The organism is Microbacterium sp. F01 (assembly GCF_056156365.1).
In genome coordinates, this window is the sequence record NZ_CM149592.1 from 3,254,120 (window position 1) to 3,274,391 (window position 20,272).

Annotated in this window: 18 protein-coding genes; 7 read left to right on the forward strand and 11 right to left on the reverse strand. The window is 70.4% G+C overall.

Translation table 11 applies throughout. From position 1 onward, the window contains the following. The first annotated feature begins 372 nt into the window (after positions 1-372). The 3 genes from ACVN90_RS15040 (at position 373) to ACVN90_RS15050 (ending at position 3,880) form a co-directional block, all read left to right on the forward strand. Positions 373-2,025: a M28 family peptidase gene (locus tag ACVN90_RS15040; protein ID WP_475099020.1), complete on the forward strand. Its 1,653-nt coding sequence runs from the start codon at positions 373-375 to the stop codon at positions 2,023-2,025. A gap of 169 nt (positions 2,026-2,194) precedes the next feature. Next, on the forward strand, positions 2,195-3,415 hold the full coding sequence (gene fdhA, locus ACVN90_RS15045; protein ID WP_475099021.1) for a formaldehyde dehydrogenase, glutathione-independent: 1,221 nt from the start codon (positions 2,195-2,197) through the stop codon (positions 3,413-3,415). Between the two features lie 60 nt (positions 3,416-3,475). Next, positions 3,476-3,880 carry a GlcG/HbpS family heme-binding protein gene (locus ACVN90_RS15050; RefSeq protein WP_374975342.1) on the forward strand — a complete coding sequence of 135 codons (405 nt, stop codon included), beginning with the start codon at positions 3,476-3,478 and terminating at the stop codon, positions 3,878-3,880. 32 nt (positions 3,881-3,912) lie between these two features. Here ACVN90_RS15050 and ACVN90_RS15055 read toward each other — a convergent pair whose 3' ends face one another. Together ACVN90_RS15055 and ACVN90_RS15060 are read right to left on the reverse strand one after the other, a co-directional pair. Beyond that, entirely contained in the window at positions 3,913-4,548 is a 636-nt protein-coding gene (locus ACVN90_RS15055) for a 4a-hydroxytetrahydrobiopterin dehydratase (RefSeq protein WP_475099022.1), read from the reverse strand. 72 nt (positions 4,549-4,620) lie between these two features. Beyond that, positions 4,621-5,991 (reverse strand): FAD-binding oxidoreductase, encoded by a 1,371-nt coding sequence (locus ACVN90_RS15060; protein WP_475099023.1) that lies wholly within the window; start codon positions 5,989-5,991, stop codon positions 4,621-4,623. Between ACVN90_RS15060 and ACVN90_RS15065 the strand changes: the two genes are divergently transcribed. Continuing rightward, the gene (locus ACVN90_RS15065) at positions 5,940-6,647 is read left to right on the forward strand and encodes a YqaJ viral recombinase family protein (protein ID WP_475099024.1); all 708 of its coding nucleotides are present in this window, start codon (positions 5,940-5,942) and stop codon (positions 6,645-6,647) included. The genes ACVN90_RS15060 and ACVN90_RS15065 overlap by 52 nt on opposite strands. Positions 6,648-6,672: 25 nt before the next feature. On the opposite strand, the gene ACVN90_RS15070 is transcribed toward ACVN90_RS15065, so the two are convergent. The 6 genes from ACVN90_RS15070 to ACVN90_RS15095 all read right to left on the reverse strand — a co-directional run bounded on the left by ACVN90_RS15070 (position 6,673) and on the right by ACVN90_RS15095 (position 14,458). Beyond that, positions 6,673-7,176: a 2'-5' RNA ligase family protein gene (locus tag ACVN90_RS15070; RefSeq protein WP_475099025.1), complete on the reverse strand. Its 504-nt coding sequence runs from the start codon at positions 7,174-7,176 to the stop codon at positions 6,673-6,675. Between the two features lie 43 nt (positions 7,177-7,219). Beyond that, complete coding sequence (locus ACVN90_RS15075; RefSeq protein WP_475099026.1) at positions 7,220-9,109, reverse strand: dipeptide ABC transporter ATP-binding protein; 1,890 nt, start codon at positions 9,107-9,109, stop codon at positions 7,220-7,222. Beyond that, positions 9,106-9,969, reverse strand: a complete 864-nt coding sequence (locus ACVN90_RS15080) for an ABC transporter permease (protein ID WP_475099027.1) — start codon at positions 9,967-9,969, stop codon at positions 9,106-9,108. Before ACVN90_RS15080 ends, ACVN90_RS15075 begins: the two co-directional genes overlap by 4 nt. Beyond that, complete coding sequence (locus ACVN90_RS15085) at positions 9,966-10,922, reverse strand: ABC transporter permease (RefSeq protein WP_475099028.1); 957 nt, start codon at positions 10,920-10,922, stop codon at positions 9,966-9,968. Before ACVN90_RS15085 ends, ACVN90_RS15080 begins: the two co-directional genes overlap by 4 nt. Before the next feature lie 87 nt (positions 10,923-11,009). Beyond that, a complete protein-coding gene (locus tag ACVN90_RS15090) occupies positions 11,010-12,659 on the reverse strand; it encodes an ABC transporter substrate-binding protein (protein ID WP_475099029.1) in 1,650 nt (549 codons plus the stop codon). 47 nt (positions 12,660-12,706) lie between these two features. After that, positions 12,707-14,458: an amidohydrolase gene (locus ACVN90_RS15095; protein ID WP_475099030.1), complete on the reverse strand. Its 1,752-nt coding sequence runs from the start codon at positions 14,456-14,458 to the stop codon at positions 12,707-12,709. 156 nt (positions 14,459-14,614) lie between these two features. Between ACVN90_RS15095 and ACVN90_RS15100 the strand changes: the two genes are divergently transcribed. Beyond that, positions 14,615-15,301: a TetR/AcrR family transcriptional regulator gene (locus ACVN90_RS15100; RefSeq protein ID WP_475099031.1), complete on the forward strand. Its 687-nt coding sequence runs from the start codon at positions 14,615-14,617 to the stop codon at positions 15,299-15,301. Between the two features lie 129 nt (positions 15,302-15,430). Here the strand turns inward: ACVN90_RS15100 and ACVN90_RS15105 are convergent, their stop codons facing one another. Further along, positions 15,431-16,420 (reverse strand): hypothetical protein, encoded by a 990-nt coding sequence (locus tag ACVN90_RS15105; protein ID WP_475099032.1) that lies wholly within the window; start codon positions 16,418-16,420, stop codon positions 15,431-15,433. A 359-nt stretch (positions 16,421-16,779) separates the two neighbouring features. On the opposite strand from ACVN90_RS15105, the gene ACVN90_RS15110 reads away from it, so the two are divergent. Together ACVN90_RS15110 and ACVN90_RS15115 are read left to right on the forward strand one after the other, a co-directional pair. Further along, entirely contained in the window at positions 16,780-18,552 is a 1,773-nt protein-coding gene (locus tag ACVN90_RS15110; protein ID WP_475099033.1) for an MDR family MFS transporter, read from the forward strand. Positions 18,553-18,563: 11 nt separating this feature from the next. Then, a complete protein-coding gene (locus ACVN90_RS15115; RefSeq protein ID WP_475099034.1) occupies positions 18,564-19,028 on the forward strand; it encodes a MarR family winged helix-turn-helix transcriptional regulator in 465 nt (154 codons plus the stop codon). Positions 19,029-19,043: 15 nt separating this feature from the next. Here the strand turns inward: ACVN90_RS15115 and ACVN90_RS15120 are convergent, their stop codons facing one another. Then, positions 19,044-19,340, reverse strand: coding sequence for a Dabb family protein (locus ACVN90_RS15120; RefSeq protein WP_475099035.1), 297 nt, complete (start codon positions 19,338-19,340; stop codon positions 19,044-19,046). A gap of 71 nt (positions 19,341-19,411) precedes the next feature. After that, positions 19,412-20,269 carry a sugar phosphate isomerase/epimerase family protein gene (locus ACVN90_RS15125; protein WP_475099036.1) on the reverse strand — a complete coding sequence of 286 codons (858 nt, stop codon included), beginning with the start codon at positions 20,267-20,269 and terminating at the stop codon, positions 19,412-19,414. Positions 20,270-20,272 lie beyond the last annotated feature (3 nt).

The following is a 20,272-nucleotide window of genomic DNA, read 5'->3' on the forward strand; positions in this document are numbered from 1 at the left end:
ACTCCTTGTGTGAATGAGACGCTCCGCGGTGGCGGGGCGCCGGCCGAAGGCATCCGCTCATCTGCTCGTCGCGGCAACAAAAAAGCTCCGGCGCAAGCGCACGGAGCGGGATTCCTGAATCAGGAGAATCGTTCGTGACACCTGCGCGGGCCCCTGCGTTGCAGAGCTTCGATCTCCATGCGTTCACACGCACGTCGATGACCGGCGGTCTTCGGCTTCATCAAGGGTAAGGGATGCTGCGCCCACCGCCAAATCGGGACCGGAACAGGCCCTGCGGGCGATGTGCACAGACCCGCAGCTCAAATTCTCACATTTTCTTCACTTTGCCCTGCGCACGCCTTTGCATATGCTCCCTCGCGACGGGTGTCGACGATGATGCCCGCATTGGAGGGGAAGACGATGTACCCATCTAGAACACTTTCCAAGCGCGCCAAGGTGGCGGTGATCGCGACGACGGCGGTCGCCGCCCTGGCACTGGTTCCGGCGGGCGGCGCTGCCGCGGCTCCCACCCAGGCATGCGAGACGCGCACGAACAACACCTACGAGAAACTCCTCTCGTGCGTGACCGTCGACGGGGTCCTCGAGCACGAGAGGGCGCTGCAGGCCATCGCGGATGCCAACGGCGCCACGCGTGCGGCCGGCACGGCGGGCTACACCGAGAGCGTCGAGTACGTGGTCGACACGCTCGAGGCCGCGGGCTGGAACGTCGAGCTCGACGAGTTCCCGTTCACCTTCGTTCCGCCGCCCCTGCTCGAGCAGCTGACCCCGGTCGCCGCGGAGTACGCGTCGGGCAACTTCACCGGAACGGGCTACGGCGAGATCACGGGCAACGTCATCCCGGTCGACATCGTCCTCGACCTGCCCCGGGACCCGGTCACGAGCGGCTGCGACGCATCGGACTTCGTCGGTCTCGACTTCTCGGGGCCGAGCGACATCGCACTGATCCAGCGTGGCACGTGCGAGTTCGGCGTCAAGGCGATCAACGCGCAGACGGCGGGCGCCGAGGCGGTGATCATCTTCAACCAGGGCAACACCGAGCTCCGCTCGGGCCTCGTCACCGGCACGCTGTTCGGCATCAACCAGACGCCGCTCGACATCCCCGTCGTGGGTGCGAGCTTCGCTGACGGCGCCGCGCTCGCCCAGGCGGGTTCGACGGCGCACATCGTGGTCGACCAGCCCGAGTCGCGTCCGCAGGTCAACGTGATCGCGGAGCTGCCCGGCGTGAACGACTCCAATGTCGTCATGGCGGGTGCGCACCTCGACTCGGTGCTGGCCGGTCCCGGCATCAACGACAACGGCAGCGGATCGTCGGCTCTCCTCGAGATCGCCCAGCAGATCTCGAAGCTCAAGCCCCAGAACACGGTCCGTTTCGCATGGTGGGGTGCCGAGGAGAGCGGACTGCTCGGCTCGCACGCGTGGGTCGACGAGCAGGTGGCGGAGGGCACCCTCGACGAGGTCGCGCTCTACCTCAACTTCGACATGGTGGCCTCACCGAACTACATCTTCATGGTGTACGACGGTGACGAGTCGGGTTGGGACGCTCCTGCCGGTGTGCCGATCCCCGATGGATCCATCGCGATCGAGGACCTCTTCGAGAGCTACTACACGTGGGCGGGTGTGCCGTACGACGACGCGCAGTTCAGCGGCCGCAGCGACTACCAGGGCTTCATCCAGGAAGGCATCCCGGCGGGTGGTCTGTTCACCGGCGCCGAAGTGGTGAAGACGGCCGAGCAGGCGGAGATCTGGGGCGGTACGGCGGGCCAGCAGTACGACCCGTGCTACCACCTCGCGTGCGACGACATCGACAACCTCGCGCTCGACGCGCTGGACGTCAACTCCGATGCGATCGCGGCGGCCGTGATGACCTACGCGTACTCCACCGAGACGGTGAACGGCGTGCCCGGCGCGAAGGTGCCCGGCAACTTCATGTTCCCGGCCCCCGCGGGCCCGCAGGGCACCGTCAACCTTCCCAGTGGCGGCGGCCTCGCCCCCGACCACGACCACGCGCACGGCGACGTCGACTGAGCCGATGAGCTGAGCGAGGCGGGGGTGCCGGCGTCGGCACCCCCGCCTTCCTCTGCGCCCGCTCATCGCACCCCATTGCGCCGACCCCTCGGGAGGACGAAGCTCGGACCCGAGCCCCAGCACGACGAAGTCGCACGGCCACGTCTGTCGCAGGGCGGAGAGGACGACGATGTCTGCAAACAGGGCGGTGGCCTACAAGGGCCCCGGCGAGGTCGAGGTCATCGACACCGACTACCCCGAGTTCGAGCTGAAAGACGGGCCGGGAGTGAATCCCGCGAACGTCGGCAGGAAGGTGCCGCACGGCGCGATCCTCAAGACCGTGTCGACGAACATCTGCGGCTCGGATCAGCACATGGTGCGCGGCCGCACCACCGCACCCGCGGGGCTCGTGCTCGGTCACGAGATCACCGGCGAGGTGGTCGAGGTCGGACCCGACGTCGAGTTCGTCAAGGTCGGCGACATCGTCTCCGTCCCCTTCAACATCGCCTGCGGCCGCTGCCGCAACTGCAAAGAAGGCAAGACCGGCATCTGCCTCAAAGTCAACCCCGACCGGCCAGGATCCGCCTACGGCTACGTCGACATGGGCGGCTGGGTCGGCGGCCAGGCCGAGTACGTCCTCGTCCCCTACGCCGACTGGAACCTGCTGGTCTTCCCCGACCGCGACCAGGCGCTCGAGAAGATCCTCGACCTCACGATGCTCTCCGACATCTTCCCCACCGGCTTCCACGGCGCCTACACCGCCGGCGTCCGGCCGGGTTCGACCGTCTACATCGCCGGCGCCGGTCCCGTGGGGCTCGCCGCCGCGGTCGGCGCGCAGCTGCTCGGAGCGGCCGTCGTCATCGTGGGCGACCTCAACGCCGACCGCTTGGCCCGCGCACGTTCGTTCGGCTGCGAGACCGTCGACGTCTCGAAGGGCGACCCCAAAGACCAGATCGAGCAGATCCTCGGCGTGCCCGAGGTCGACAGCGGCGTCGACGCCGTCGGCTTCGAGGCGAGAGGACACGGGACGGATGCCTCGCACGAGGCGCCCGCGACAGTGCTCAACTCGCTGATGGACCTGACCGCGGCCGGCGGCGCCCTCGGCATCCCCGGCCTCTACGTCACCGGCGACCCCGGCGGCATCGATGAGGCCGCGAAGGTCGGCTCGCTCTCGCTGCGCCTCGGCCTCGGCTGGGCGAAGTCGCTGTCGTTCACCACCGGCCAGTGCCCGGTGATGAAGTACAACCGGCAGCTGATGATGGCGATCCTGCACGACAAGGTGCACATCGCCGACGCGGTCGGTGCGACCCCGATCGGCCTCGAAGACGCCCCGCAGGGCTATGCCGACTTCGACCAGGGTGCCGCGAAGAAGTACGTGCTCAACCCCAACGGATACATCCAGACCGCATAACGCGGAGATTCCGGATGCCGCGGCCCGCGGCATCCGTCATCACGAAAGGAAGGAACTCCCATGTCCGTGACCCTCGCAGACGCCCGCCGCGTGATCGAGGCCGCTGAGAAGCGCGCCGACGAGATCGGCCAACCCATGAACATCGCCGTCGTCGACGCGGGCGGCAACCTCGTGGCGCACGTGCGCCAGGACGGGGCATGGATCGGCAGCATCGAGATCTCGATCAGCAAAGCCTGGACCTCGAAGGCGTTCGACATCTCGACGAAGGACCTCGGCGACAACTCGCAGCCGACGCAGCAGTTCTTCGGCATCCACACCACCAACGCGCACGGCCGCGGCGTCGCGATCTTCGCCGGCGGCGTGCCGCTGAGCCGCGACGGCAAGGTCGTCGGTGCGGTCGGCGTCAGCGGCGGCTCCGGCGAGCAGGATCAGACCGTGGCGGAGGCGGGCGCTGCCGCGTTCTGACACGCCTGGCGGAGGGCGAAGGCTGTCGGGCGTCACGACCGCCAGGGGCAGAGGTCGACCTTGTGGCCGTCGGCGTCCGCCAGCGTCCACCACTCCGGCGCGTGCGAGTCGTCGACGATGACCCCGCCCGCAGCGAGCGCGGCCTCGAGCCGCTTCTCGATGATGTCGCGCGGGCCGTTGACGTCGAGGTGCGACCGGCCGCGCAGCGGCTTGTCGACCGGCTGGAACCAGATGAGCGGACCGCGGCCGTCCTTGTCGAAGAGGACGCCGTCGCGCACCTCGGAGAATCCCGTCGCCGCCTTCCAGAACGGCACGACCGCTCCGGGGTCCGGGGTGGCGACGGCGAGCATCACGTCGAGCATGCGCCCCGTTTCCGCCGGGATGTCGAGCTCGCGCGCGGCCTGTGAGATCTGCGCCGCGAGCGCCGCATCCTTCTCCGTCAGCCCGCCGGCCGAGTGCGTCATCAGCCGCACGCGCACGGTGGTGTACCTCACGTCGACATCGGGATGATGGTCGGCGGTCTCGGCCAGCTCGGCGATCGCGGCGAACAGCTGCGCTCCGGCCGCGAACGTCCCGGCGCGGAAGAGCGCGAACGCCCCGGTCACCCGCGGATGCCAGTCCTCGACACCGGGGAACGCGCGGAATTCGGCGGAAGTGATGGTGTCCATGCCCCGAGGATGCCACCCTCCCGGCTCGCCGCAACCCCCCTTGCGCCGCGCCGCACGACGATCCGGCCGTCGTCAGGGTCGGCTCGCCGCCTCGTCGAACAGGCCGTCGGGGTCGTACGCCCGGCGAATCCTCTCGACGCGCTCGGCGTTGCGGCCGAGGGCGCGATCGCGTACGCCCTCCTCGCCGAAGCCGGCGAAGTTCATGTAGACACCGCGTGAGACGGGCTCCAGGGCGCTCCACAGGCCACGGACCCACCCGATGCACGCTTCGTCCAGGGCGGGATCGGTCCAGATGCCGTCGATGCTCACGTTGAAGCGGGCACCCCGGTGCGCGTAGGCCGTCTCGTCGGGGCCGATGCGATCGACCGCTCCGCCGAGCGTGCGGACGATGACGGCGCACCTCGGGTCGGGACGACGGCTCGCATGCTCGATCATCGTCGCGATCGTCGCTGAGTCGACGTCGTCGACGAAATGCGACTTCCAGTAGTAGCGGTCACCCTCCGGCAGGGTGGGGTCGTACTCGCTCTGGGTCTCGACCCATGTGCTCGTGCCGCTGAGGTCGAGCAGGGGGTCGCCAAGTCCTAAGAAGGGCTCGAGCACGGGCGACGCGTCAGCGGGATCGCCGATGAACGTTCCGAACGCGAGGGCCACCGACCGCCCGACGAACTCCTCCGGCAGGCCGGGGAACGGCGGCAGCGACCACAAGGCGAACTCGGGCGCGATCGATTCGGGAGCCGTGAGCGCCAGTTCGCGCCAGTTCGCGAAGACGGATGCTGCGTCCGCGACCTCGAAGGCGAACCCGGCGCTCGCCACCTCGGGGCCGAGCGGATGCAGGGCGAAAGTGAACTCGGTCACCACGCCCAGGCCGCGCCCGGCACCGCGCAGCGCCCAGTACAAGTCGGGGTTCTCCGCCGCACTCGCGGTCCGGATCGCCCCGTCCGCGGTGACCACGCGCATCGACATGACGTTGTCGCACGCGAGACCGTGGGCGCGCTGCATGAGGCCGAGCCCGCCGCCGAGCGTGAGCCCCGCGACGCCCGTCTCCGACACCTCGCCGCCCGGGGTCGCAAGACCGTACACCTGGGCGGCGGCATCCACGTCCTTCCAGAGGGCCCCGCCCTGCACCCGCGCCAGCCGTGGCTCCGGGTCGACCGACACCGCGCGCATCGGCGACAGGTCGATCACCAGACCGTCCTCGCACACGGCACTGCCGGCGACCTGATGGCCGCCGCCGCGGATCGAGACCGGCGGTCGGTGGCGCGCCGCGGCTTCGACGCCCCGGCAGCATCGGCGGGGTCCATGGGGCGATTCTCCCACCGGAGGCACGCGTGGATCACGACCGCGGTGCGTCGCAGGCGGCGGATGTCGGGTCGGCGGCGTAGCCTCGAAGGGTGAATCCCGAGCACTCCGTCGCGCGCCCGTCCGGGCTCGCGACGCAGGCACCGGAGGTCGCCGCCCGCATCGTCGCGGATTCGCGCGACCGGGTGGCCTGGGTGCGCGCTCGATCGAGGGGCATCACGGCGACGGACGTCGCCACCCTCACCTCCGACCGGGCGATCGCCCGCGCGGCGGACGCGAAGCTTCTGGGCTCGGGCTTCTCCGGCAACGCGTACACCGCGCACGGTCGCGCACGCGAGCCCGAGATCGCCGGGTGGGTCGCCGCGACCCACGGGATCCAGCCCTCCTCGGCCCTTTTCCACGCGGTGGTAGAGAAGCGGCACCTCGCGACCCCCGACGGCATCGCGGTCGACGCGGCGGGCCGCATCACCCTCGCCGAGATCAAGACGACGAACAAGGCGTGGCGCAGCATCCCGCGGGGCTACCTCCGCCAGGTGTGGTGGCAGCAGCACGTGCTGGGCGCCGAGCGCACCCTGGTCGCGTGGGAGCAGCACGACGGCTTCGTGCCCGTCGGCGACGAGCCGCGATGCGCATGGGTCGACCGCGACGACGCCGAGATCGCGAAGCTCGTGCGCCTCGCGACCGCCCTCATCGACGAGCTCTACCTCCGTACGATGCGCGCCAGGCAGCAGCCGCAGCGGATGCCGCAGCCGCCCGCCGCGCCGCGTGAGCCGTTCCGCGCGCTCGCCCTCGCGGACTGACCGCTCCCGCGGCAGGCTCCCGCACTCACCGGATGGTGGTGACGCGGCGGGCCTCGGCATCCCACACCCGCGCACCCGTCGCCTGCCCGCTGACGTGCGGTGCCTTGATCAGGCGCATCGCGGTCGCCAGTCGCACCGCGGTGAGCCCCCGCGCCAGCGTGATGTGGGGAGTCCAGTGGTCGATGCCCGTGTTCGAGTAGCGCGGCTCAGGCCTGCCGGCGATCTCGGCGACGGCGCGGTGCACCGCCAGCAGCGCCAAGCTCACGATGACCTGGCGCGTGAGGACATACCGGTCCTTGTGACCGAGGAGCAGCACTCCCCCGAGGTCGAGCGGGACGGGCAGCAGGTCGGCGAGGCCGGCGAACGCGGACGGCTCGAGCCGCTCGCGCACCGCGAGCGTCACGTGCGGGCGGTTGCTGGGCGCGGGATTTCGCCCCGAGCTCGGCAGGTCTGCTCCGAGCAGCCGGTCCCAGTCCTCCCGGACGGCGCGATCGAGCGCATCGTCCGGGATCAGTTCGACGCTGAACACGCCTCCATCCTGCCGCGCGCGGGCTCCGGCCGCCGGATGCGGATCACCGCGCCTGTCCCACTGCCTCGATCTTCGCGGCCTCGACCGCCGCGCCCTCGGCATCCCGCTCGGCGACCGGCGCATCCGGCGCATCGCTGTCGACACCGGCGGCCTCCACCTCGGCGCCCGCCGCCTCCGCGTCCCACCCGGGCTTCGGCACCGAGTCGATGAGCAGCCGCGTGTACTCGTGCTGCGGAGAGGCGAGGAGTTCCGCCGTGCGACCACGCTCGACGATCTCGCCGCGACGCATCACGACGGTCTCGTCGCACACGCGGCGAACGACCGCGAGGTCGTGGCTGATGAACAGCACCGTGAGCCCGCGCTCGCGCCGGATGCGGTCGACGAGGTCGAGCACCTGCGCCTGCACCGAGACGTCGAGCGCGCTCGTCGCCTCGTCCATCACGAGCACGTCCGGCTCGATGGCGAGGGCGCGGGCGATCGCGACGCGCTGCCGCTGACCGCCCGAGAGCGTTCGCGGCCGCGCCGCGGCGTGCTTCTCCCCCAGCCCCACCTGGGCGAGCAGGTCGAGGACGCGCGATCGAGCCTCGGCCGTGCTCAGTCGCGTGTGCAGGCGCAGGGCGTCTTCGATCGCCCGCCCCGCCGTGATGCGCGGGTCGAGCGACAGGTAGGGGTCCTGGAACACCATCTGCACGCTGCGCGCGTGGGCGAGCCGCTCGCGCCGGTTGCGAGGAACCGCCGTGCGCTCGCGACCATCGATGCGGATGTCGCCGGTGTCGGCGGCCTCGAGCCCCACGATCATGCGCGCGAGCGTCGACTTGCCCGAGCCCGACTCCCCCACCACGCCGAGCGCGCCGCCGCGGGGAACCGCGACCGACGCATCGATCACCGCGCGCACCGGCTCCTTGCCCCGGCGCAGGTAGGTCTTCGACACCCCGGCCGCCTCGAGCATCGGCGATGCGGGTGCGCGCAGGGGGGCAGCATCCGTCCTCCGCCCCTCGCGCACAGAATCGGAGGTCGTCGACGACGCGCCGGCGGACGGATGCTGCGCCCCGACGTGTCCGGCAGAGTCTCCGATTCTGTGACCCGGGGTCGAGCCGGGGGCGGCGCCGACGAGCGTCGGGGTCGCGGCGACCAGTCGCCTCGTGTACTCCGCCCGCGGATCGCGCAGGACATCGCGCGCGCGACCCTGCTCGACGACCTGTCCGCCGCTCATGACGTAGACGCGGTCGCAGAGCGAAGCGGCGAGGTTGAGGTCGTGCGTGATGAAGAGCATGCCCATGCCGCGGCTCGCGCGCTGCTCGGTGAGTACCCCGATGATCTCCGCTTGGGTGGTCACGTCGAGGGCCGTCGTGGGCTCGTCGCACACCAGCAGCTTCGGCGACGTCGTCAGGGCTCCGGCGATCATCACGCGCTGCAGCATCCCGCCCGAGAACTCGTGCGGGTACTGGCGCAGGTGATCTTCCGGGCGCGGGAGACGCACCGCCTCGAGCAGCTCGACGGCGCGTGCGCGCGCAGCATCCGTCGACCATCCCTCCGCGAGGCGCAGCGCCTCGGTGAGGTGATCGCCGATCGTGCGCATGGGGTTGATGCCCGCGCGCGGATCCTGGAAGATCATCGCCGCGCCGCGGCGGCGCAGCTTCCTCAGCTCCGGCGCGGGAGCGGACAGCACCCCGGCCCCGTCGAGCACGACGTCGCCGGTGGTCGCCGCGCGGTCCGGGACGAGACCCAGCACCGTGCGAGCGGTGAGCGACTTGCCCGACCCCGACTCGCCGACCAGGCCCACGGTCTCGCCCGCGGCGACCGACAGCGAGATGCCGTGCAGCAGCCGCGTGCCGTCGGGCAGGTCGAGCGTCAGATCGCGGATGTCGAGCAGGACCGGGTTCGGTGCGGCCGGCGCGGCCGCCGGGTCCACGACGGTCTCGGTTGCGGTCATGCCGGGATCTCCCCACCGATGCGGTCGGAGAGCTCTTCCCCGATGATGTTGACGGCCACGACGACCACGACGACGGCGATCGCCGGCACGATCGCGGGCAGGAAATGCCCGCCGATGAGCCCGGCCTGCGCCTCGTTGATCATCGCGCCCCAGTCGGCCGTCGGCGGCTGCACGCCGAGGCCGAGGAACGACAGCGCGGCGAGCTCGGCGAGCACGTACCCGAAGTTGAGCGTGGACTGCGCCCCCACGATGGGCGTGACGTTCGGCAGCACACGACGCAGCGCGATCCACGCGCCGCCGAAGCCCTGCACGCGATACGCCGCGACGTAGGGCCTCGTGCGCTCGGCCGCGATCAGAGAGCGGGTGAGGCGCGCGACGAACGGCGCGTACGCGATGCTCATCGCGATGACGGGAGCGACCAGCCCCTTGCCGAACAACGCGACCGCCATGATCGCGATGAGCAGCGATGGGAACGCGAACAGCACGTCGAACACGCGGCCGAGCACGGAGTCGATCCAGCCGCCGCGCCAGCCGGCGAGGAGTCCGAGGAGGATGCCGAGCACTGTCGACGCGATCACCACGAGGAGCGGGCCCAGCAACGCCGTGCGCGCGCCGTAGATGAGGCGGCTGAGCGTGTCACGGCCGAGCCCGTCGGTGCCCAGCCAGTGTGCCGCGCTCGGCGGCGCGTTCACCGCGGCGAAGTCGACGGCATCCGGGTTGTAGGGCGCGAGGAGCGGCGCGAAGATCGCGGCCAGCGTCATCGCGGCGAGGACCCCGAGTGCGATCGCGAACGTCAGGCTGGTGCGAGGCAGCCGCGGTGCGCGCAGCACCTTGACGGCGAGGGTGGGTGTGGTCGTCATCGGGCACCGGCTCCGGCAGCGGATCGGGGGTCGATCCAGGGTTCGAGGACGTCGATCACGGCGTTCACGAGCACGAACGCGGTCACGACGAGGAGGACGATCGCCTGAACGACCGGGAAGTCGAGACGGTCGACCGATTGCACGAGCAGCGAGCCCATGCCGGCGAGACCGAAGGCGGCCTCGACGATGGAGCTCGCGACGAGGAGCCCGGCCACCAGCATCCCGCTCACCGTCAGGATCGGCCCGACGGCGTTGCGGAACACATGCCGGCGGATCACCGTGCCGCGCGTGATGCCGCGGCTGATCGCGACCTCGACGTGCTCGCGGTCGAGCTGGTCGATCATCGACGACCGCGTCACCTTGGCCACCAGCACGACGAAGACGATCGCGAGGGCGATAGACGGCAGCACCAGGTGGTAGACCGTGTCCCAGAAGCCTTCGCCCGACCCGAACGACGGGAACCAGCCGAGCTGCACCGCGAACACTGCGATGAGCACGATCGATCCGACGAACGACGGGATCGCGCCGAGCACGGTGAGCCCGATGAGGATCGAGCGGTCCGCGAGGCGGCCGCGGTGCAGGGCGGCGATCGCGCCGGCGATGAGGCCGACGACCGCGATCATCGTGCCCGCCATCACGACCAGGCCGAGGGTGACCGGCAGCCGCTCGCCGAGCACGACCGTGACGTCCTGCCGGTACTGCAGCGAGCGCCCGAGATCGCCGTGCAGCATGCCCGAGACCCAGTTGAGGTACTGCTGCCACGGTGGGAGGTCGAGGCCGTACTGCGCGGTGATCTGCGCCACCGCTTCGGGGCTGGGCTTGCGGCCACGTAACAGGAACGCCACAGGGTCGCCGGGCACCAGGAAGCGCGAGAAGAACACGAGCACGGAGGCCAGGAAGAGGGTGAGCAGCAGCCCGCCGAGCTTGCCGGCGATGCGGCGGACGGCGATCATCGGGCGACCGCCTCAGCTGCGGACAGGGCGCCGGGCCGACCCGGCCCGAGACGGGGCCCGGCGTCGACCGCCCGACCCGCGCTCAGCTCACCGGGAGCCAATGGTCGCCGCCCACGGGTAGTAGAGGAACGCGACGGACGGCGCGACGCCGGTCACCCGCTCGCCGAGGAACAGCGTCATCGGAGCCTCGTACAGCGGCAGCCACGGCAGCTGCTCGTTCGCGATCCGCTGCGCCTGGGCGGTGACGTCGCTGCGCGCGGCGGGGTCGTCGATCGCGACGGCCTCGTTCACGAGCGCGTCGAAGTCCGGGTCGCTCCAGTTCCCGTAGTTGCTGAACTCGCCGGTGCGCAGCACCGCGTACATCTCGAGCGGGTCGGGGCTGGACAGGTACCACGAGGTGAAGAAGAGGTCGATGCCCTCGCGTGCGCTCGGGTCGGAGAACAGAGCGGTGTAGGCGCTGGGGCTGATCGTCTCGATGGTCGCCTTGAGCCCGATCGACTGCGCGGCGGCGGCAGCGGCCTGCGAGGTCACGGTGAACTCGTTGGTGATCGGCGCCGTGGCGATCACGATCTCCTCGCCGGCCACGCCCGCCTCGTCGATGAGCTTCTTCGCCGCCTCGAGGTCGTAGGGATACTCCTCGAGCCCGTCGAACGCCTCTTTCAGCGCCGTGTCGCTCGCGCCCACCCACACCGATTCGGTGGTGAGGACGTCGGTGACTTCGCCGTAGCCCTGGACCGCAGCATCCAGGATCCCCTGCCGGTCCATCGCCATCAGCAGCGCCTGGCGGACGCGCTCGTCCCCGAGCGGGCCTTCCAGGTTGCTCACGATGAGGCTGTTGACCGACGTGTTGAGACCGAAGTAGACGTCGCCTCTGCCCGACGACTGCAGCTGGGAGATCGCGTCGGTCGGGATCATCCAGCCGCCGTCGACCTCGCCCGACTTCAGCGCATTGACCCGCGCGTTGGGGTCGGTCATGAAGAGGATGTCGACCTCGCCTGCCTGGGCCCGCAGCGACGTGTCCCAGTAGTCGTCGTAGCGGGTCAGCGTCACGGACTCGCCTGACTTCCACTCGGTGAGCTCGAACGGACCCGTGCAGTTCACGAGACCGGACGAGTTGCCGTAGTCGGCTCCCCTCTCGATCAGCGTCGCCGCCGACTCGACGACGCCCGCCGACCCTCCCATCGCGAGGTTGAACTGCGAGTCCGCCTGGTTCATGGTGACGGTGACCTGACGGTCGCCGGTCTGCTCGATCGAGGCGACGTTCTGGTAGACGGAGTACCACGACGACCCGACCTCGGGATCGAGGTGTCGGCTCATCGACGCGACCACGTCGGCCGCGGTGAGCGGGGTGCCGTCGTGGAACGTGACACCGTCGCGGATCGCGTAGACCCAGGTCTCGGGCGTCGGGTGCTCGAACGCCTCCGCCAACCCCGGAGTCAGCGTGTAGTCGGGGTTCAGGCGCAGCAGCGACTCGCACACGTTCGACAGCACCTGGTTGTCGGCGTAATCGAACGCGTACGCGTAGTCGAGCGAGTAAGGCTCGGAGTAGCTCACCCACGAGAACGAGTCGATATCGCCCGACGGCGCGGCCGTCTGGGCGGTGTACTCCCACTCGGGGGCGGCGGTGGCGTCGGGGCTCGACGTGTCGGCGCTGCACGCGGACAGGACGAGCGCGCCCGCGACGCCGGCGCCCGCGAGGGCGAGCAGGCGACGGGCGGTGCGTCGGGTGCGGATCATGGTGCTCCTCGGGTTCTGACTGCGGTGTCGGGTGATGGAGAAGGAACTCAGGACAGGACGGATGCTGCGGCCTCGGCGTCTGCGTCGGCGTCGGCGTCGGCGCGCGAGTAGACGCGCTCACCGTCGATCCAGGTCGAGGCGACGCGGCAGAGGTAGAGGTCTTCGACCGGAACGGTGAACGGGTTCGGCTCGACGACCACGAGGTTCGCGAGGTAGCCCGCGCGGACGTAGCCGGTGTCATGGTCGCGGTGGTTCACGTAGGCAGTGCCCGATGTGTAAGCGGCCAGCGCGGTGGCGAGGTCGAGTCGCTGGTGAGCGCCGCCGAGCGGCTCTTTGTCACTCAGCGGCGCGACGCGGTTCACCGCGATGTGCACCCCCGCGAGCGGGTCGGCGCTCGACACCGGCCAGTCGCTGCCGCCGGCGAGGCGCACTCCCGCCCGCTGCAGATCGCCGAACGGGTACTGACGCGATGCCGCGGACTCGGCGAGGAACGGCAACGTGAGCTCGTCCATCTGGTCCTCGTGGCACGCCCACAGCGGCTGCATGTTCGCCACCGCACCGGTCGCGGCGAAGCGCGGCACGTCGGCCGCGTCGACGACCTGGATGTGGGCGAGGTGGTGCCGGCCGTCGGTGGCGTCGTTGACCTCGGCCGCCGCCTCGACCGCGTCGAGCGCCTCACGCACGGCGCGGTCGCCGAGGGCGTGGAAGTGCAGCTGGAAGCCTGCGGCGTCGGCGGCGATCACGTACTCGCGCAGCCGCTCGGCCGGGATGAACGACAGGCCGCGGTTGTCGGTCGAGTGGCCGTGTACGTCGCGGTACGGCTCGAGCATCGCAGCGGTGTGGTTCTCGGCGACGCCGTCGACCATGAACTTGATGGAGCCGAGTGAGAAGCGGTCCTCGTGGCCGAGCGCGGCCACCTCGTCGCGCGTGCGGATCATGCCCTCGAGCTGCTCGATCCCCTCGCCGCGCTCCCACCACTGTGCTCCGACGACGTGGGCCTTGAGCGTCCCTTCGGCAAGCGCCCGACGGTACGAGGCGAGCGCACCGGGGATCCCGGGGAAGTTCCCGACCAGTGCGTCCTGCCAGCCCGTGATGCCCTGCGCGATCAGGTCGTCCTGGGCGCGCAGCAGGCCCGCGTAGGCGAGGTCCTCGGAGACCGTCGGGCGCACCTCGGCGAAGAGGTCGGCCGCGCCCTCGTGGAACGTGCCCGCCGGGAAGCCGTCGGCTTCGCGCTCGATCCGCCCGTCGGCGGGGTCGGCAGTCGTCGCGTCCACACCGGCAGCGCGCATCGCCGCGGTGTTCGCCCACGCGGAGTGGTGGTCGCGGCTCGCGAGCAGCACCGGCCGGTCGGGCACGATGGCGTCGAGGGCGCCGCGCAGCGGAGCGCCGCCCGCGAAGTGGTCCATCGACCAGCCGCCGCCGACGATCCACTCGACATCGGGGTTCTCGGCGGCGTAGCGCGCGATCGTCGCCAGCGCGTCGGCGGCGTCCTCCGAGCCGGTGAGGTTGCACTGCAGCAGCTCGACGCCGCCCGACATGGGGTGCACGTGCGCGTCCTGGAACCCCGGAGCGAGCAGCGCACCCGCGAGGTCGACGACCTCCGTATCAGGACCGATGAACACGGATGCCTCGTCCTCGGCGCACACCGCTGCGATGCGCCCGCCGCGCACGGCGACGGCGACGCCGCTCAGGGCTTCGGCGCTTCCCGCGCGGACGAGGTCGGAGCTGAACAGCGCGCCCCGGATGAACACGGTGTCTGCGAACGGGGTTTCAGCGTCTGCAGGTGCGGCAGCGGCCACGGGACCTCTCCTTCGTCGTCGAACGGATCGCTTGACGATAGGCCGATGTCATCGCTCCTGTCAACACTGTTGACAGATACGATGACCTGAGAAGTACACTCGCATCACCGCGTCGGCACGATGTCGCAGCGCGGGATGACGGCGAAAGCGGGGATCATGGCGGCACGCACGGCAGCGACGCCCGAGAAAACGGGCGCGAAGCGTCTGGATCGGGCGACGATCATCGCGGCCGGCCTCGAGCTCGCCGAGACGACCGGATCCGCCTCCCTCTCGATCCGCGACCTCGGCGCGAAGCTCGGCACCGACCCGACCGCGGTGTACCGCCACTTCCGCAGCAAGGACGACCTCATGCGGGCACTGCTCGACGAACTCGCCGCGCGCAGCCTCCACGAGGTGACCGCCCCACCCGCGAACTGGCGGGAACGACTGCGTCAGCTCGCGAACGCGACGCTCACGCAGTTCGCGCGGTATCCGGCCGTCGGCCAGGAGGGAATCGTCCTCACGACGCGCGGACCCGGCGAGCTCGACGTGATCGAGCTCATGCTCGACGCGTTCTCACGCGCCGGCCTGACCGGCGACGCCCTCGTGCAGCACTATGCGCTGATGGCGACCCACGTGCTGTCGACCGCCGCGGGCGTGGCTCGCACGCGGACGGAGCGCGCGACCACCGACACCCCGGGGTCGACGCCGTGGTTCGAGGGCCCCCTTCTCGTCGACCCCATCAAGCACCCGCACGTCGCCGCGACCTCCGCACAGCTGCTCGCCCTCGAGGACGGCGAACTCTTCATCCTCGGCGTGGAGTCGGTGATCCGCTCCGCCGAGCACGCCGCCCGCGCCTCCTGACACGGATACCGCGGGCCGCAGCATCCGTCCCCCATCGCTCGTTCACATCACGTGCTCTCACCGAGCGCACGCGTCATGAGCGCACACAACGGGTGATCTCGGCGAGAGCACCCGATGTGAACATGAGGGTCACCGGCGCGGCGGGGTGATCCCGAAGGCGGCGAGGCGGCGACCGAGCGCTTCGGGCGTGAGGATGTGCGAAGCCTCGGCGCGGACAAGCCGACGCTGGGTGGTACCGCGGATCCAGTCCTCGCGGCGCTTCTCTTCGAGAAGCACCTCCTTGACGGTCTTCCCCGACGCGACAGCGAGCTCTTCGTATTTGCCCATGCCGTCGAACTCGTAGAAGCTCCGGACCTCCTCGAGGCCGATGTCGACGCGATAGGCCCGCCCGTCGGGGCCGGGCACCGGCACCTGGAGCCGCAGCTCGCGGAAGCCGAGACGGCTCAGCTGCAGCCGGCTGACCCCCTCACCGGGAGACTCCGAGCGGCCGTCGGCGAAGCGGATCACCGCCTCGGCCTGTCGAACTCCCCGCGCGCCGCGCGCGGCCTCGCATCGCTGCAGCATCCGCTCGCGCCAGACCTCCGCCGCCCGCTCGTCGTACTCGGATCCGCGCATCGCCTCGCGCCGCAACGCGGCATCCGCCACGGCGACGGCAGCCTCCATGCTGAGGGTGCGCACCAGGTCGAAGACCGTACGATCCAGCGTCGTGCATCGGATGCCGTCGACCGCGGTGATGTCGCCGGCCGGAAGCAGATCGGCATGGTGTTGCAGTCCGACGCGGCTGGATCCCCGTCGCGCTCCGGGCGTGAGGAGGTGGACCGCCGACGGCGTGTGCCGATACAGGGGCAGCTCCGCCAGAACCCCGGCGGACTCATGGGAGGCGACGCCATCGCCGTCGCGCATCTCGGCGACCGCGGCGCACACCTCGATGAGGTGACGCGACTCGGGCCAGAGATCGTTCCAGAGCTTCACCCTTACATATCGGTTGCGCCGCAGCCGCCGCAGCTCCCCGCGCACCACCGCGTCACCGATCACCCGCGCGGTCATGCCGCTCGCCCGCAACTGCTCGCGACTGCGGACGGCGGCCATCGCCTCGTCGAGAGTCAGGTGGCGCGGCACGCGACCCACCCTGCCCGCCCCGGCCCCCGGCCTCTCGACCGATCCCGCAGCCTGTGCGCTACCTGTCCCCGCACCCACCTGTGGAGGAACGGATGCCGCGGGCCGCAGCATCCGTCCCCCATCACTCGTTCACATCGCCTGTTCTCACCGAGCGCACGCGTTATGAACGCACACAACGGGTGATCTCGGCGAGAGCACCAGATGTGAACATCCCGCGCTCGCGCCCGACCCCGGCCGATAGTTGACACACGTCAACCATTAGGCGTATCGTTGACGTAAATCAACTGTTGACTTGCGTCAACCTTCTTGCGCGCCCACGTCGCCGCGAACCACCTCACTCCTCGTTTCTAAGGACTCCTATGGCCACGTCCACCTCTGCGACCGGGTCGGTCGCAACCGCCCCGGCCGCTGGCAGCAAAATCAGCACCGACGAGAAGCGCCGGCACAGCCAGGTGCTGCAGGCGCTCACCGGCCTGCTGCTCGGCATGTTCGTGTCGATGCTTGCGTCGACCGTCGTCTCGACCTCACTCCCCGTCATCGTCCACGACCTGGGCGGCAACCAGGCGGCGTTCACGTGGGTCGTCACCGCGACGCTGCTGACCACCGCGATCTCGACCCCCATCTGGGGCAAGCTCGCCGACCTCTTCAACCGCAAGCTGCTCATCCAGATCGCGATCGTCATCTTCGTGCTGGCCACCGCGGCCGCCGGGTTCTCGCAGGACCCGGGCACGCTCATCGCGTTCCGTGCGGTGCAGGGCATCGGCGCCGGCGGCCTTGCCGCGCTCAGCCAGGTCATCATGGCCGACATCATCAGCCCGCGCGAGCGCGGCCGGTACATGGGTCTCTTCGGCGCCGTCATGGCGGTCGCGACCGTCGGCGGCCCGCTCCTCGGCGGCTTCATCACCGACACGATCGACTGGCGCTGGAACTTCTTCATCGCCCTGCCGTTCGCCGTGGCCGCGCTCATCATGATGCAGCGCACGCTCCACCTGCCGCCGCGCCCCAAGACCAAGGCGCGCATCGACTACTTCGGCATCGTGCTGCTCTCGACCGCCGTGTCGCTCCTGCTCATCTGGGTCACCAACGCCGGCAAGGACTACGACTGGTGGAGCACCGAGACCATCCTCATGGTCGGCGGCGCGCTGCTCGCAGCCGTGCTCTTCGTCATCGTCGAGCTGCGCTCGAAGGAGCCGCTGATCCCGCTCACGATGTTCCGCAACCGCACCTTCACCCTCGCGGTCATCGCGTCGATCTCGATCGGCATCGCGATGTTCGGCACGTCGGTGTTCCTCAGCCAGTACATGCAGCTGGCGCGCGGCGCGACCCCGACCGAGGCGGGCCTCATGACCATTCCGATGATCGCGGGCCTTCTCCTCGCGTCGATCGTGATCGGCGGCCTCGTCACCCGGACCGGCCACTGGAAGCCCTACCTGATCGTGGGCGGCGTGCTGCTGATCGCCGGCTCGTACCTGCTGTCGACCATCCACTACGACACGAACTTCGTGCTCGTCTCGCTCTACATGTTCCTGCTCGGCGCGGGCGTCGGCATGACCATGCAGAACCTCGTGCTCATCGTCCAGAACACGGCGAACCCGAGCGAGATCGGCGTCGCGAGCTCGGGAGTCACGTTCTTCCGCAGCCTCGGCGGCACGATCGGCGTCTCTGTGATGGGTGCGGCCCTCGCAACCTCGGCGACGGACCTGTTCGCCGACCGCAAGGACGACATCGGCGCAGCCCTCATGGCGCTCGGCGAGAAGGGTGCCGCGATCGGCCAGCAGCTCGCGTCGGGCACGATCCCCCAGGTCTCGGCGCTGCCCGAGTCGATCCGCGTGATCGTCGAGGACATCTACGCCCAGGCCATCGCCCACTCGTTCCTGATCGCCGTGCCCCTGGCCGTGATCAGCCTCATCGCGATCATCTTCCTGCCGAACAAGCCGCTCACCCGCATGACCACGAGCGAGCGCGTCCAGGCGAGCGAGGCCGATCTCGCGACCGTCTCGGTCGCCGAGGGCATGGAGACGCTGACGGCCACTGCGACGGTGGACACGGATGCTGCGGCCCGCGGCGCTGCGGCCGGCACCGCCGAGTCCGCTGCCGACGCCGCGGACGAGGCATCCGTCACCCGACGCTAATGTCGAAGCTGATGACCTCCGGCGACACTCGAGCGGCGCGCACCGAGGCGGTGCGCGCCCTCGAGGCGGAGTTCGGGGAGCTGATCAACCGCTTCCGGCGGATCATCACGGAGAACGCCAACCGCCTGAGCCCCGGCATGCTGCCGGGTGCCTACAAGGTGTTCACGACGATCGTGCGCCGCGAAGGCATCACCCTCTCCGGGCTCGCCGAGTCGCTGATGGCCGACAAGGGGCAGATCAGCCGCACCGTGCGGGAGCTGGAGCAGCTGGGTCTCGTGCAGCGCACGCCCGACCCGGACGACGGCCGATCGAGCCTGCTCTCCCCCACCCCGTTCGGACTGGAGCGCCTGGAAGTGGCGCGCGCCCCGCAGGAGCACAGCCTCGTCGACGCCCTCGAGGAGTGGCCGCTCGACGACATCACGAACCTGACGCGTCTGCTCCACGCGCTGACGGCCGGCGAGCGCCCGACAGTCTGACCGCCACCCCGCGGGTCAGGCCTCGACGAAGTCGTACTCCTGGAACTGCGCCACCTCGGGAACCCAGCGGTCGGCGACGAACCCGACGTGCGCGGGGTGTTCGTTGTAGGCCTGGTACGCGGCGTCGTCCGCGAACACCATGGAGAACTGGTGGGCGAGGTCGCTCTTCGCGCTCACCTGCCGATTGACGCGGAAGTCCTCGACGCCCGGGATCGACGTGAGCGCGACGCGGGCATCGGCGAGGAACGCCTCCTCCTCGGGGGAACCGGCCGGGTGGGTCAGGCGGAAGACGACGGTGTGCTGAATCGGCATGCTCCGAGTCTCCCGCATCGCCGGAGGCCGAGGGTCGCGCGGGCCAGTCTCTCCGCCCGCACGCGACCCGCTCAGCGCTCCGCCTGGAGCGCCGTCAGGTATCGCAGCGAGCGCTCGGCCAGATCGTCCTGACTCGCCGCCAGCGGCCGCCATACGGAGGCGGCCACGGCGATCGTGGCGTTCTCGCCCGTGAAGCTCTCCAGTCCCAGGATGCCGTCGTACCCGGCGTCGTCGAGGGCGGCGAAGGTGCCGGGCCAGTCGGTGTGGTCGTCACCGACGGCGCCGCGATCGCTGCCGCAGACCTGGACGTGCGCGATGTTCCCTGCGGCGGCGCGGATCGCGGCATCCGGTCGCTTCTCCTCGATGTTGAGGTGGTAGGTGTCGAGCGCGAGGCCGAGCCCCGGGCCGAACAGCGGCGCCAGCGCCTCGAGGCCCTGCTCGACCGTGTTGATGACGCTCGTCTCGTACCGGTTCAGCGGCTCGACGGCGAGCGCGAGGCCGTCCGCAGCAGCCTCGTCGACGAGCGGCTGAAGGTGGCGGCGGAGCTGCGCCACCACCTCGGTGCGCTCACCCGCCGTCATGCGCCAGGTGACACCCGTGGGCGCATAGAAGGGTCCGGCGACGACGGATGCCCCGACCCCGCGCGCGGCGGTCAGGCACGTGCGCAGATACGCCTGGGTGGCGGGAACGTTGCCCGCGCGGTCGATCAGCGAACGGCCGGGCCCCATCGCGCCGATCACCACGGGCGCGAGACCCAGCGAGCCGAGCAGATCACCCGCGCGGGCGGCATCCCAGTCCCCCGCGTTCTCGAGCGGCAGCTCGATCGCGCCGAAGCCCATCCGCGCGATCTTCGGCGCGAGGTCGGCGAGGGACTCGTCGGTCAGTGGGGAGGTCCACACCCAGGTGTTGACGCCGATCGTGCGCTGCATCGG